The 13,174-nt window shown below is 56.9% G+C and carries 12 protein-coding genes and 1 tRNA gene; 2 read left to right on the forward strand and 11 right to left on the reverse strand.

Features of this window, described 5'->3' with window-relative positions; all coding sequences use genetic code 11:
• Positions 1–15: 15 nt before the first annotated feature.
• The 3 genes from HV744_RS18920 to HV744_RS18930 all read right to left on the reverse strand — a co-directional run bounded on the left by HV744_RS18920 (position 16) and on the right by HV744_RS18930 (position 3,418).
• On the reverse strand, positions 16–420 hold the full coding sequence (locus HV744_RS18920; protein WP_175150991.1) for a hypothetical protein: 405 nt from the start codon (positions 418–420) through the stop codon (positions 16–18).
• The gene (locus HV744_RS18925; RefSeq protein ID WP_175150992.1) at positions 417–2,768 is read right to left on the reverse strand and encodes a M23 family metallopeptidase; all 2,352 of its coding nucleotides are present in this window, start codon (positions 2,766–2,768) and stop codon (positions 417–419) included. The genes HV744_RS18920 and HV744_RS18925 overlap by 4 nt, the downstream gene beginning before the upstream one ends.
• 560 nt (positions 2,769–3,328) lie before the next feature.
• A tRNA-Ser gene (locus HV744_RS18930) sits at positions 3,329–3,418 on the reverse strand.
• A 383-nt stretch (positions 3,419–3,801) separates the two neighbouring features.
• On the opposite strand from HV744_RS18930, the gene HV744_RS38680 reads away from it, so the two are divergent.
• On the forward strand, positions 3,802–4,119 hold the full coding sequence (locus HV744_RS38680; RefSeq protein WP_484555894.1) for a CppA family protein: 318 nt from the start codon (positions 3,802–3,804) through the stop codon (positions 4,117–4,119).
• A gap of 309 nt (positions 4,120–4,428) precedes the next feature.
• Here the strand turns inward: HV744_RS38680 and HV744_RS18935 are convergent, their stop codons facing one another.
• From HV744_RS18935 to HV744_RS18960, 6 genes are all read right to left on the reverse strand, one after another.
• The gene (locus HV744_RS18935; RefSeq protein WP_175150993.1) at positions 4,429–4,626 is read right to left on the reverse strand and encodes a hypothetical protein; all 198 of its coding nucleotides are present in this window, start codon (positions 4,624–4,626) and stop codon (positions 4,429–4,431) included.
• Positions 4,626–4,901 (reverse strand): plasmid mobilization protein, encoded by a 276-nt coding sequence (locus HV744_RS18940; protein WP_175150994.1) that lies wholly within the window; start codon positions 4,899–4,901, stop codon positions 4,626–4,628. Before HV744_RS18940 ends, HV744_RS18935 begins: the two co-directional genes overlap by 1 nt.
• A 1,063-nt stretch (positions 4,902–5,964) precedes the next feature.
• Positions 5,965–6,474, reverse strand: coding sequence for a hypothetical protein (locus HV744_RS18945; RefSeq protein WP_343056432.1), 510 nt, complete (start codon positions 6,472–6,474; stop codon positions 5,965–5,967).
• A 182-nt stretch (positions 6,475–6,656) separates the two neighbouring features.
• Positions 6,657–6,950 carry a DUF4148 domain-containing protein gene (locus HV744_RS18950; RefSeq protein WP_175150995.1) on the reverse strand — a complete coding sequence of 98 codons (294 nt, stop codon included), beginning with the start codon at positions 6,948–6,950 and terminating at the stop codon, positions 6,657–6,659.
• A 135-nt stretch (positions 6,951–7,085) separates the two neighbouring features.
• A complete protein-coding gene (locus HV744_RS18955; RefSeq protein WP_175150996.1) occupies positions 7,086–7,355 on the reverse strand; it encodes a hypothetical protein in 270 nt (89 codons plus the stop codon).
• Positions 7,356–8,143: 788 nt separating this feature from the next.
• Positions 8,144–8,461 (reverse strand): DUF4148 domain-containing protein, encoded by a 318-nt coding sequence (locus tag HV744_RS18960; RefSeq protein ID WP_175150997.1) that lies wholly within the window; start codon positions 8,459–8,461, stop codon positions 8,144–8,146.
• Positions 8,462–8,994: 533 nt separating this feature from the next.
• Between HV744_RS18960 and HV744_RS18965 the strand changes: the two genes are divergently transcribed.
• On the forward strand, positions 8,995–10,542 hold the full coding sequence (locus HV744_RS18965) for a methyl-accepting chemotaxis protein (RefSeq protein WP_175150998.1): 1,548 nt from the start codon (positions 8,995–8,997) through the stop codon (positions 10,540–10,542).
• Here the strand turns inward: HV744_RS18965 and HV744_RS18970 are convergent.
• Both HV744_RS18970 and HV744_RS18975 read right to left on the reverse strand, forming a co-directional pair.
• Positions 10,510–10,959 (reverse strand): 4-hydroxyphenylacetate 3-hydroxylase N-terminal domain-containing protein, encoded by a 450-nt coding sequence (locus HV744_RS18970; protein ID WP_217469143.1) that lies wholly within the window; start codon positions 10,957–10,959, stop codon positions 10,510–10,512. The two genes, HV744_RS18965 and HV744_RS18970, sit on opposite strands and share 33 nt — an antisense overlap.
• A 16-nt stretch (positions 10,960–10,975) precedes the next feature.
• Positions 10,976–11,506, reverse strand: a complete 531-nt coding sequence (locus tag HV744_RS18975; RefSeq protein WP_175150999.1) for an HU family DNA-binding protein — start codon at positions 11,504–11,506, stop codon at positions 10,976–10,978.
• Positions 11,507–13,174 lie beyond the last annotated feature (1,668 nt).

Consider the following 13,174-nt stretch of genomic DNA (forward strand, 5'->3'; position numbering starts at 1 on the left):
AACGCACGACTTCGGCTATTCTCGTCCCCGCCCGTTTGATCTTGGGTGATACTCGCGCCGTCCCATCCTTTTCCACGCAGCAGATATAACCGCACCGGCATTTCCATCAAAATCAATTTCCCATTTTCCATCCTTCTTTGATATTCCAGCCAAATCAGACAAATCACCCGTACTAACGTTGCTATGACAGTCGAACCGAATCATCGTCTCGAAAGGGCGCTTTGCTTCGGTATTGATCATTGCGATGTAGCTTGCGGAGTGAGGGGCGCTTTCTGTGTCAACAGAAACCCTTCCATTAAATGGATCGCTTAATATAAAAACGCACTGATCAAGGGATGCCTGACGCTCAACAACGTTTTCAGCTTGCACATGATTAGTCAGCAAAAAAGCCATAATCAAATGACAAAAAAATCTCTTCACATATCTCTCCGCTGATAGCCGTCAGGGGTGTCCCAGCCTTGGCATTCCGCCGTTGGGAATAGTGTGCCATCCGCCAGAACCATTAATGCACTTGTATAAGCCTGATATCGCGCCAGAATGCCATTTACACGCGCGATTCTTGAGGCATCCTTTTGTGGGCTGCCAAAATTTACCGTTGCCGCCACCTGCCCATAGCTTAGGCAACTGTAGTAAACAACGGAACTAAAGCGTGGCTTGGTGATATTTTGGGCTTGGCGCTGCAAAACGGGAAATTTATCAGCATAAACAGCGGCTTTTGTCCAGGCCCAATATGCTCCTGAGCTTTCGGCGGAAAAAACAGCTTTCGATGCTATGTCCTCACGCCACTGAATCATCTGCGCAGTCAGCGCCGGATGCCTGCTGTCCTGAAGGGCTGCATTGCTTCCGTCTTTGTTGGCTGTCTTAGCCGAAGCGCTCAGTTCGCGCTTCAAAGGCTCCGGAATGACTCGCCCGAGAAATTCCCAGTACTTGACGTAGTTGTCAGGCCACGTTAGCTGCAGAAAGCCCCGGCCATCCCAAGGCCAATACTTTGCACCGGAGTTGTCCTCGTGAAGTTTGGTGAACCATTGTGTCTCTTCCACGGTATTACCGAGAAACGCCGCTATGCGCCACGGATTTGGCGATATGCCGAATTTGCGCATTGATCTGTTAAGTTCCAGATGCGTACTTTGAATGGTCAATCGATTGTTTCGGTTGACTACTACCTTTTCCGATGTCCAATACTTGTGCCCGTCGGCAGCCTTGGCATAGCGCAGCGCGGATGTTGGCAGGACGCTGAGCAGTTCGTTTTCGCTCAACCACCCACACTTCCTGAAATGCCGGATGAAGGCGAGCGGATGGAAGAACCAGAGCTTCTGGCCTGCGGGCAAGCGCGTCTTGTCCCAGAACTGGACCTCGTTCAGATACTTGAGAAAATCGTTATAGCCCTTCTGGTTGCCGTGATAGAACCCGCCCTCGTCGAGTAGCTTCATGTAGCGCGTGTCGTTATGTGTGCTGTCCCATTCGCTCGGTGCCAGGCAGACGAACCCGCGCAACTTCTCGCGCACGCCGTCCGTCATGCGCACATAGCGCAACAGGATATCTTCCTTCTCGTGGAGTCCTGTGAGTTGCAGATCGGCTAATGACTCGTGATCGCTCACGTCCTTGAGCATCTTTTTGAGCACGTCGATATCGCACAGCCCGTCACTGCCAAACGGGGTGTTGCCGTCGGTGACCTTCTGCCAGCCCATGAAGAACGGGAAATCCACGTCTGACAGCTTCGTGATTTTCAGGGGGTTAATATCAATGTATCCCTGCTTGCCCGATGCCCAGGCGACCTTCATCCACGTGGCGCGCGCATCGGCGGCCAGCGTTTTCGTCGCGGACACGATACGGCCAAGGCGCATGAGTTCGTAGCCATCGCTGGGACACGCCGGATAGAGCGCCGTGGCGCGGTCGTAGAGGCCATATTCGTAGCCTTCTTCTGGCACAGGGTGGGGCGTCAGCAGCGTGCGGGTTCCATCAGCCGCCTCACTCCAGACGTTGGTGTACTTCGCGCCCTGACTGAAGTACGTCTCGACGTGCAGCGGCAGGGTATTTTGGCCCGTCTGGCCTGGTTTGAATTCAATCCCGTGCAGTTTGTTGTCGCTGCCGGTTCCTGGCGGCAGGCTGAAAAAATCGCTGCCCGCCGGAATGGTGAAGTACGCGTGCCCCCACCATTCCGGCCCGTCTGGCGTTGAGGGTGAGGTATTGCCAAGTTGCGTGTGGCTGAAGTAGGCGGCGAAATCCGGCTGCGTCATGAAGATTTCGAAGTGCAGGTACGTCGGGCCCTGGTAGCGTCCAAGGAAGCCCAGAACATCCTTGCGCCAGACCTTCTTTCCGCCACCCGATACGGCCGGTGTCACCTGTCCCACGGGAACCTGGCCGGAAGGCATGCGCAGGAACTCAGGCAACTGAGTGCCAACATATCCAAACGTATGGTATTCAGCGAGCGGCAGCAGATGCATGTAGAGCGAATAGAACGTTAGCGTCCGTCCCTCTCCGGTCTCGGTCGTGTGCTTGAGCAGCACAAATCCCACGTTGCTGTTGCCAGAATCAATCGCATGCTGGCAGACCCGGTACGCCACCACCTCGCCATCCGCAATCGCGTACACGGGACCATGCATATCAGGCGAGAGATGCGCACCGCAATGCCAGCGTCGGTCGAAGGTAATCGGATAGATGCCGTGGGCAAGTTCGAACTGGTCAACCGCGTCCATCATTGGATCGGGTTTTGTGGAATCAATCTTCGCCGGGTTCAGTTGCGGCAGAAACGGGGGGCTGATAATCATCCGGTGAGAACTTCTCGCGCGTGTCCCGCAACAGGCACGACACCGTGCGGGTTGGGATTGGGGGGGGGCGCGGCCCGGTGCATCAGAACTGCAAAGTCGGAGAGGCCGCGATGCGGGACCATTTTCAGGTTCGTCCAGCCTTATACCCTGTAAACCGTGCCCGCCACAATCGTTTGCAGTCCGAAAATTCGTCAACTATTGTCATGGCGCAATACGGCTGGCGGACTGACTGCACCGAGCCACCGCACACAGAAAAAATGCTTGCGAGCAAGCATTTCTGCACCACAAGGCCGCCGCTTCCGTAACGGGATAGACGTTGTAGCACGCCTGCACCGTCGCGCAGCTATCGTTTTCCCACGGCTTGCTCATCGCGGCCTCCTTTCGGGTTGCGCGGACATAGCCGGATTTTAACGGAGCGGATTGGAAGCTCGACAGTCGTCGAGCGGCTGGGAAGTCCCCGAAGAACCGTTAGGCTTTGCTCAGTGATGGGCTGAATGATCGGCCAGAAAAAACAAAAACCCCGTAAGTCATTGAACTTACGGGGTTTCAGCCGCCTTCATTGGCGGAGGCGGTGAGATTCGAACTCACGGAAAGATTGCTCCTTCGCCGGTTTTCAAGACCGGTGCCTTAAACCGCTCGGCCACACCTCCAAGCCGACAATTGTAACAGGACTAGGCGGGGCGACTCAACCTCAGGGGTTTATGCTCGTCTCCCGCCTCCAAATATTGGTTGCACAAGAAGTGTGCCGACCGGCGGGCCGGCACACGGCGATTGGGCGTGCTCGCCCAATCGCCATGAATTGTCCGCGGCAATGGGTACGGCAAATCCGACACATGGTCGCGTCGGCCTGCTGGCCAACGCGACCGACTGCCAGGCGTGCGCGCTTGGCAGTCAAACGGGAAAAAAATTTACTTGAAATCGACTGTCGAGCCGTGCTTCGGCTTCGTGCGAAATGCCGGCGATGACCGCGGCACGGTCTGCGGCCGGCCGTGGGTCTATGTATTTGCGCTCGGGTTCTTCCCACCGTAAAGTCATGAGCAAAGCCGTGAAACCCGCGGATGGCTCTCCAGGAGGCAGCGCGTTAGACGAAGCCGAAAATTTGGGAATAATCGTGGAGACCCCACTTGACCAGAGAACACTCGCTTATCTCGTTCAGACCTATGGAATCGAGGTGGTCAAGCGAGCCCGAGAAAAATTGCTTGGGCAGAGGCGCCCCTATGTTTCGAACATCGCGAAAGTTCTCGGCGCGAGTCTTCCAGACTCGATTCGAACAGCAGATTCGAGCGTAGCCGATGAACACATCGAACAGATGCGGTCGATTGTTGGTAGCAGACCGAAAGGCAAGTCATAGCCCGGGGTTGGCTTCAGTCGGCATGTTGTCGAGCTCGACGATAGGTCGAACTGAGTTCATTGGCTAAAATCATGTGCTTCACCGTGCATGAACTCGGACAATCTTTCCCGAACGCAGCGGTATCTGGATGCTCATGACCTTGCGATCATCTCTGTCTTGACACACGGGTCCACTTTAATAAGCGCTGGTCCAACTCCTACATAATTGCGGGTTGGACGGCATTATGACGGAGTTACCCCTTGAGGCCGGCAGGCCTTGCGGCGGACGATGAGGAGCGCCCTGCGGGGCGCACGATGGTCGTTTTCCTGTCTACGAACGTGGCAGTTTCTTCATACCCCCGCCTGTGCGCATCAAAAGTTCCAGCGTCGCTTCCAGACGAATGACTCGCTCGGTCAGGCCTTCGATTTTCGCCTGTTGCTCTTTCACCGTACTGGCGAGCAAGACCACCTTGTCGTTCATCTTGATAACGGTTGTGAGCGCATCCCACACTTTGTCGGTCACACCCATTACTTCTTGCCCTCTGTCATCGCCGTGATGCGCTTATTCGACTCCGCGACAAACGAGAGCGCGTCGTCGAGCGCATCGTTTGTCTCCTTTGTGGAAGCATTCACTCGCTCGACCAGCGCGAGAATCTCCTGTTCGTCGTCAGATGGCGTGAACCCTTGTGCTGCCTGCCGCATCAGTTCACTCACGTTGAGACCAAGCCTCTTGGCTGTGCCCGCTATTGCTCGCTTTTGGACCGCCGTCACTTGGACGACAATCCGTTCGGTTGCTGCTGCCATTTGCCCCTCTATGTACATGCACATGGTATGTACATTATAGCCTCAGGCCGAGGGTAGTCAAACAGTTCTTGACGCGCAATCTGTCGAGTCCTTGCCGCTCTCGGAGAGCGGTTTGTCTGCGAGCCGGTGCAGGGCGCATTGTTCGGTCTGCGCGCTCATTGCCAGGAAAACGCGACTGCACTGAGACGAAAAAAAGCCGGCATCGCAGGGATGTCGGCTGAAAGCTTCTGGCCATTTCCGAGGGCCGTGCCAGAACCTGAGAGTCATGAATTGTTTGGTGAGAGCGACATTCATCACCCAACCGCAGTAACGACGAGCTAAAAAGGCCTGCCTATATAGTCGGGCCTAATCCATACCTGGAAAAGACATGGAAGGGTCACGAAAACAGTATAGGCCCGGCTCGAAAGGCTGCTATATGGCAGATTGTCTCTGATGCCGACCCACACGTTGCTGCGCTAAGGCACATGGCTCTAAACGAAATCTGCATTTCAGAAAATTCAACGACGTCGTCTCGAGCGAAACGCTACATCGCGAATATTTGCTCCAGCGCGGTGAAAGCCGCCGCTGTCATATACGCTTAAGGTATCCGGAGCTGTCCGTAGAGTTGTCGTCAGCCGCATTTCGGCATGCGGGTCAAAGCTGGGCATTGGCGACATCAGCGTTACCACCACAAATCATCCAGCGCCAAGCGCGCGTAACAAGGAACGTCCATCGGCAGTAAGTGCGAACATGGAGGTGGCTTCGCCTTGTTCCGACTCAACATCTTGGACGAGTCCGACTTCGCGAAGAGCCATCACGTCTGGCGTCACTGCCATGAGCTCGACCGGCGCCTGAACTAGTAGCAGAAGTGTGGCAATTTCATGTGCGCTCAGCATCCGGCGTAATCTGAGTCCAAGAGGTACCGGCGCCGCGCCAGGCCGCCTTGTTTTCACTACCGTAGACATAATCACCAACCAATTTCCAGTTATTGTTGTACTTCCCAATCATGCTGGCGACGCCACTGTGCTGTGCTGCCCTCGCGCCTCGGGCCTCGCGGCGGTAGAAACGCCTGGTCACACGGTGTTCACACCGCCGCGATGGAGACTACGGCGCCTTGCTCCTCTCGCATCAGCGCGCGTGCTCCGCGCGCCTCGGCTTTCGCAATATCACCGAACGACGCAACAGATAGCTGACTATCGAAGATGCCAAGCGCATTGCAGAGTTGTGCATACGCAAAATCGTTCATCAGCCACGCCCCGCTAATCTTTACGGCTGTTGCAATTTGTGCCGTAGCTGCGCGCGCCGCCTCGATGTCAGTCCAGCCGTGAGCGTCGTTCCGGAGGTGGCACAGCTCCTCGGCGACGAGCAGTTGTCGACTCAGGTTCTCCAACAGCTCATGTGAACCATATCCTCGACGAAACCCATCCAGACTCGCATACGCCTGTAGGAGCATCGCCTGGGTCAGCGGCTTGTGCGCGGCACCGCTAAATGTCAATGCACGTAGCGACGGGGGCATTGCCGGAGTCGCATGCTTGTGGGTACGCGATTTACTGGCCATGACGATTTCGATCTCCGCTTTGGGGCCGTTGTTCAACCATGCTGCTGGCAGCCGACGACTAAGCCAGGCTTAGACACCAGAATGAGCAGTCGCTCGGCGTCTTCACACGATAGTCTGTACGGGACCTGTCGAACTGGGAGCGGGGCGGGTCTTTCCCTCAGATTCAGCGCCCGAGAGACTCCGTGACAGGTTCCTGCGCACGGCATCTTACGCAGTTATCAGCCGCCTTGGCCAGGAGGCACAGGCGCGCATTCCGCAAGGTACTTCGTGTGCAATCGGGCCTCAGCCGCTTGAAGGTCAGAGGGGTAGTGCCAGTCTCTTTTGGCGGGCTGATAACCAACGGATTCAAGTTCCGCCAGTTCCTGCACTAACTGGGCGTGCGTTACGTTCCCCACTACCGGCTTGAACGGATAATCGTTGCATTCTTCAACGGTCAGCTTTGTATCAGCCATCGCCGATACGCTTCCAAGCAGAAGAGCCACCGACAATCCGACCTTCGCACTACGTTTCATTTTCTACATCCAAGCAAGTTGAAATAAATTCGAACGACCGCGATAAATCAAAAATTCGACAATCCTCTCGAATAAACACTCATCGTGCCGCCGTGCCCCTTTCACCGTCTCGGCTACCTTCTTCATCGCCCCCGATTAGTAAGCCGGTTGCGGGTTGTTTGCCGGTTGGCGCGCACCCGACTGCGTAGCGTCTGGCTGGACGCCGCCGTAAGTGTTGGCATCCGCATTGGCGTCCGCATTGGCGCGCTCGGCAGCCACGGTTTGAGCGCTTTGGCCTCGTTGCGACGCGGGTGCGCCAACGTCCGGACGATAAAACGGTGCCGGGCCGTAGCCGCTGGCGAAAGCGGGTGCGGCGAGCATGGCGGAAGCAGCAACGAGCAGGGCAGCAAGAGGCTTGGTCGTCATGAGGACTCCAGGATATGTTTCAGACTTCGGGTCAGGAAGATGTCGCGACAGCGTCTGGAAGTTGTGTCTGCGACGTTGCCGTATAAGTGTAAACACTTACTATCAACTATTTATATCGATAATTTGCAATTATTTCGCCTGAGAAACGAAATAATGCGAGCCGCGGTGCGCCGGAAGTAGTTGCACCTGTGCGCTAAGGCTCGGCACGCTTGGCTTCGGCGGTCCCGTAGCCGGCCCGCTTGAGGAACTGAAGAAGATAGGGACGATTGCAATACCGCTTGCCAATGAGATGCTCGAATTGGCTCACTCTGGCGTCAACCAGATGCAAATCGGCGACCAGGTCTATCGGTTTGTTCTCACTTTCACCGAAGTCGGGGATGCTGCAGCGGTCGTTTTTTCGACGGCCTGGGCGTCAGAGTCTTGTTGCCACTTGCGCACCGTTCCGATAAGTAAGGTACATATGCGCTCCTTACTCCGGAGCCTTGTACAGTCGTCGCGTATTAAGGCTGGCATGGTCCACGACAACGACCAGACCGTGAACAATGTTCACACTGGAACTGGTTATCAAGCTGTTCTGCGAAAAAGCGCCCAGACCTGGACGGTCTGAGCGAAGCCATCGGGAGCCGACGGCGGAGGTATTCAAAATGAGACTGGCCCGCTTCCTGGATTAACCTCAGGAGCGAGCCAGCTCTCTTGATGGGTGACGCGTAGTGATGCTGCGCGCTCAGACCGTGGTTCGTGGGCGGGAGACTCTTGACCTCCTTCGCACGCGGCCGAAATCAATTCACTTAGGGATGGTTGTACATCGCGGTCCAGTCGGCGGCGGATACACCGCGACTACCCGATTGCGATGAACCACTCACCGCACCGCCGTATCCGCTTGATGCGCCGTTCTGCGTCGCGACCTTCGCTTCTGCGGCTTGCACCTGCGCGGGGTACGTCGTGTTGTCGCCGTCGCCCACGCGATAGCCAGCCTTCTCGAGCTGGACCAGTTCAGCGCGCACCTGCGCACGGGTCAGTTTCGGGGCATCGGACTGCTGGGCGAACGAGACGACTGGCGCAACAAGCGCAGCGGCAACAACGACGGCTTGAATGAGGGACTTCATGGTTACTACCTCCAGACTTTTTCTTCCTGCTACGAACAGCCCTGTTCGTAATCCAGTGACCACAGTCTATGTGAGCAAACCCTTAAGATTAAGAGCATTGCCTGGAGAGTATTATTGTTAAATTAGGTGTAAACCCTAGGGCATACCCAGGCGAAAATTGGGTGAGATTACCCGTGGCTATCAATCCGCGCCCGCGCTCCGCCAGCGAGTTGGGCATCTTCTCCTGAGAGCCGACTGCGTCGGACTATCTGCAATTTGCGTTGAAAACTCTAGGGCGCACTCTCAAGTTTTTGCTGGTCATGCCGTGAATGGAGATGACAGGTGGTAGTCGCACAGAGGATTCCGGCGTGGCCGCTTTGACGTCGGCACCGGAAAAGATTCTGCTGCGGGCCACGGACGAAGAAGGGCGGCACATCGATTTTTACCTGGATTGATGCGCGCGTTGGTTTGGCCGAAGCTGTGAATTAACGTGGTTGGGACCCCGCCATCCACGAACATGGATTCGGCGTCATTTTAAGTATCGTAGGTCTCCCATGCGTAATCTCACGGTGAAGAGCCGTCTTGTCCTTCTTACGGCGGCAGTTGCTGTCGTTCTTCTCGGTGTAGGCGCAGCTGGTCTGATTGGTGTGACGCGCGCAACGGATGCATTGCAGCGTATGTTTGAAGGACGCGCCAAGGCCCTGCAGGTCATCTCCTCGATTGACGAACTGGTGGCGGAGACCCGCTTCTCGGTAAGTGATGCCATCCTTGACCCTTCCGCGCAAAAGACGAAGAGCGTGACCGACGCCGCCGACGCTCACATCCGACAGGTCGACGACTTGATGCGGCAATACGCTGAGAACGGCGCGGTCGGTGAAGTAAAGCAGCTGGCCTCGCAGTTCTCCTCGAACTGGACCGGATTGCGCGACAAAGGGCTGCGTCCAGCCATGAAGCTGCTCGTGGACAACAATTTGTCGGAGGCGCAATGGGTCGAGACACAGACCATCGAACCGATGACGAAAGCCGTCAGGTCTCAGGGTTCAGAGTTGCGCAAGATGGAACTGCAGCTCGCACAACAGGAGTACGACCACGCACGGTATGCCGGGCATGTCGTCCAGGCGGTGGTCGGTGCGTTCATAGTCGGTGGACTTGCAATTGTCGCGTTATTTTGCGCGGGCATGGCGCGCAGTCTCTTTCGCGAACTGGGAGGGGAGCCACACGTTGCTGCCAACGCGGCAAGACGCGTTGCCAGCGGCGACCTTTCAGTGAGTGTCCCCGTTAAGCCTGGCGACACGCTTAGCGTTCTGTTCGCGATGTCAACGATGCGTGAACGTCTTGCATTGATGATTGGAGACATCCGGTCGTCGACCGAGACCATCGCCGATGCGACAGCCAACATTGCTGCAGGCAACGCCAGGCTTGCGGGGCGGACTGAGGAACATGCGGCGGGAATTCAGCAGACGTCCGCGAGCATGGAGCAACTCGCGTCGACCGTCAAAGCAAACGTTGAGCATGCCGAGCAGGCGCATATTCTTGCTCGCGTCGCATCCGAAAAGGCTGAGGACGGTGACCGCGCTGCGAAAGATGCCATCGAACGAATGAACGAGCTGGCACAACGTTCCGCACGCGTGCGCGAAATAACGTCGGTTATTGAAGGCATATCGTTCCAGACAAACCTTCTTGCGCTGAACGCTGCAGTCGAAGCCGCGCGAGCTGGCGCAAACGGTCGAGGTTTCGCTGTTGTCGCGCAGGAGGTTCGTGCACTGGCGGAGCGCAGTTCACGCGCTGCGAAGGAAATCGACGTGCTAATCAAAGGCATGACCGCCGAAGTCGACCTGAGCAGCGTCGCGGTCAAAAGAGCGGGTGCGACCATCACGGACTTGATTGGTGCAGTCACAGGCGTCTCTCATCTGGTCGAATCGATTGCCAACGCTTCTGCCGAGCAAGGTGCCGGCATCGACCAGGTCAATACTGCAGTCGTGACGATGGACCGTATGACACAAAACAATGCCTCGTTCGCGCAGGAGGGAGTGCAAGCGGCCAGCGCGCTCGAAACTCAAGCGCAGCAGCTACGCCTCGCGGTTCGTGCCTTCCAGCTCTGAGACGGCGCGCATGTTAGCGTATGCGAGTACAACTGATTCGACAGCTCGCCCTGGCGATAGCAGAAGACACGGTCCCAAAGTCACGAAGACGTTGTCCAAAATGAGTAGGGAGTCGTTCTCTTCGAAGCGCATCGACAGCGGATGGTCGTAGCTCTCACGCGCTTCGGCGTAGTAAGGGTCGCGGGAAATCTGACGCATCACCTTGACGTCCATCGGCACAGCGAAGATGCGCGCGTGGTCTTCGTCGCCTGCCCGGAACCGCGGCAGGTTGTGCATAATCATTTCGTCGGAGACCGGGCCCAGCATCGCAATCACGCGTGCGCCACTGACGTAGATGCCTTCGTCGGTTGCTACGCCGACGTCTTGCGCCGCAAATAAAAACGCCCCTCGGATTCTGCTCGCGAGGGGCGTTATCACGTCAGGACGCTTTCGCTTACAGCGCGGCGTCCTTCAGCTTCTTCAGGGGGCGCACCTTGAGGCGTACCGAAGCGGGCTTCGCCGCGAACCATTTGTCTTCACCCGTGAACGGGTCCTTGCCGAAGCGCTTTTTCTTGGCGGGTACGTCTTGCGCGACAACCTTCAGCAGGCCGGGGAGCGTGAACTCTTTCGCGCCCTTCTTGTGAATCGATGCGAGCACCGTTTCTTCGAGCGCCGCCATCAACGCCTTGGCCGCCTTCGGTTCGACGCCTGAGCGCTCAGCCAGGTGAATGGTCAGCGATGCCTTCGTGAACGAGCCCTTGATAGGTTTCAGGGGAGCAGCCGCCGCAGCAGACTTCTTCGCAACTGGTGCAGGAGCTGTCTTGCTGGCGGGCGCTGCCGCTTTCTTCGCAGCCGGAGCGGTGGTTTTCTTGCTGGCGGGCGCTGCCGCTTTCTTCGCAGCCGGAGCGGCGGATTTCTTGCCGGCCGGCGCTGCCACTTTCTTCGTAGCCGGAGCAGCGGCTTTCTTTGTAGCTGTTGTTGCCATAAATTCCTTGTGTCTAGTCAAAGGTTGCCCAAGACCTTTGCCTTTGCACCGTCACCGACTAACGCAAAGGTACAAATCCTCGGGTCGGGCGCGAGCGTAACAAGACCGGCATGAAGACGCAACGTCTGAGGCCTTAAATCAAGGGATTTTTGGCGTAGAGGTTAAAAAAGCGGTGACTGTACCCTGCTTTAGGGACATTCGGCCAGTGAAACCCTGCGGACCGTGGCTTCGATTGTGACGTCAATGATGGCGCCGAACCATCGAACCGGCCTGCTATCTGGCAGTCACCATTTTGCGAAAAACAGCACCTCCTCAATGGAATCGGCGCTATCGCGCGTACGCTGGACGTGGCAGATAGACCGTAAATTGCTAAACAACTTCAATTGGCCTTGGCGTAATAGTTGGTTACCCTCGGTACTGAACGCATTTGCAAAGCGGTCCGTGCGGACCGCGCCTGTGGCTCTGTAAAAAAGAGTCCCGGCTGTCGACGCAAAGTCGTGAATAGCTCTCGTGAGTTGCACCGAGTTTCGTGATGTCTCTCCTCAGATTGGGGGCGCAGGAAGCGGAACCGGCACGGCCCCGCACCGCGATAGTCCGCAAGACTATGACCCAATACTAACTTTTCAAGCTTTGACCGCGCGCTGAACCGACGGTTACAGATCTGTAATCTGCGCCTGATTGCGAATCTGTAAATCTACGGTCACTCCGTCGATGCGACGCGCGGCCGCCCGCATCGCTGCGCAAAAGTCAATGGTTGACCTTATTCAGAGGCGAAGAGCGAACTAGACCTGGCGGTAAGCGTGTAGACAAAGACGGTAATGCCGACAAACGGTTTGCCCTTGCGGGGCAAACCGTTTTCTACTGGAGCCTGCGGAAAACATGAATGATTTGACGAGCACGTCGGTTAGATGGCTAAAAAGTAATTTCTGCGTCACCGCTCGTCCAGATTTCATTCTCCAGAATGGACACCGTTCGGAATCAAATCTTATCGATTCCGCACTGCTCTGGAGGAGCATATGCAGCCCCAAGCTATTGCCGCCGCGCTTATTGCTGCAACGCGCGCCACGTCCGCATTTGCCGATGGCAATCACGACCGCCCGGAATCCCTCGTTCCGACCACGTTACCATTCGCGACCGGCGCCAGCCCACCGACTTCCAATGCGACGGCTCCAACCGCCCAGCCACCGCAGCACGGAAACACCAGAGCGCTTTCGATGGTCTCTGCTGTCGCAACCACTCGCGTTGCTCCCCGCTCCCGCTACGTGTCTTGCCTCCCGCATCATTCAAGAGAAAATCGTGTTTAAGTTAATTGCGTTGCTCGGCGCGGCAGCGTGCCTGGGTGGTTGCGCGGTCGCACCAGGATATGGAGAGGCCCAGCCATACGATTCAGCGTACGGCTATCCCTTCTACGGGTCGGGGTACGATACCTGCAGTATCTGGGGCGGCTGCGGTGGCTGGGGCGGCTATCGCTGGCACGGCGACCATTGGCACGGCGACCATTGGCACGGTGGATGGCACGGCGGACATGAGGCCGGACATGGAGGTGGACATGAGGGTGGACACGGCGGTGGAGGTGGACATGGTGGCGGCCGCTGACATGCTCCCCTGGTCGCCGATGAGGGACCGGCCTTTCTACGAACACCGATTGGCTGCGTGAGAGTTCCCCCG

Origin of the sequence: Paraburkholderia ultramafica (assembly GCF_902859915.1) — a bacterium.
Lineage (GTDB): Bacteria > Pseudomonadota > Gammaproteobacteria > Burkholderiales > Burkholderiaceae > Paraburkholderia > Paraburkholderia ultramafica.

Excerpts from the sequence above, each read along its gene's own strand:
- HV744_RS18925 (WP_175150992.1), bottom strand. The coding sequence starts at position 2,768 with ATGATTATCAGCCCCCCGTTTCTGCCGCAACTGAACCCGGCGAAGATT.
- HV744_RS38680 (WP_484555894.1), top strand. The coding sequence starts at position 3,802 with ATGAGCAAAGCCGTGAAACCCGCGGATGGCTCTCCAGGAGGCAGCGCG.
- HV744_RS18935 (WP_175150993.1), bottom strand. The coding sequence starts at position 4,626 with ATGGGTGTGACCGACAAAGTGTGGGATGCGCTCACAACCGTTATCAAG.
- HV744_RS18940 (WP_175150994.1), bottom strand. The coding sequence starts at position 4,901 with ATGGCAGCAGCAACCGAACGGATTGTCGTCCAAGTGACGGCGGTCCAA.
- HV744_RS18950 (WP_175150995.1), bottom strand. The coding sequence starts at position 6,950 with ATGAAACGTAGTGCGAAGGTCGGATTGTCGGTGGCTCTTCTGCTTGGA.
- HV744_RS18955 (WP_175150996.1), bottom strand. The coding sequence starts at position 7,355 with ATGACGACCAAGCCTCTTGCTGCCCTGCTCGTTGCTGCTTCCGCCATG.
- HV744_RS18960 (WP_175150997.1), bottom strand. The coding sequence starts at position 8,461 with ATGAAGTCCCTCATTCAAGCCGTCGTTGTTGCCGCTGCGCTTGTTGCG.
- HV744_RS18965 (WP_175150998.1), top strand. The coding sequence starts at position 8,995 with ATGCGTAATCTCACGGTGAAGAGCCGTCTTGTCCTTCTTACGGCGGCA.
- HV744_RS18975 (WP_175150999.1), bottom strand. The coding sequence starts at position 11,506 with ATGGCAACAACAGCTACAAAGAAAGCCGCTGCTCCGGCTACGAAGAAA.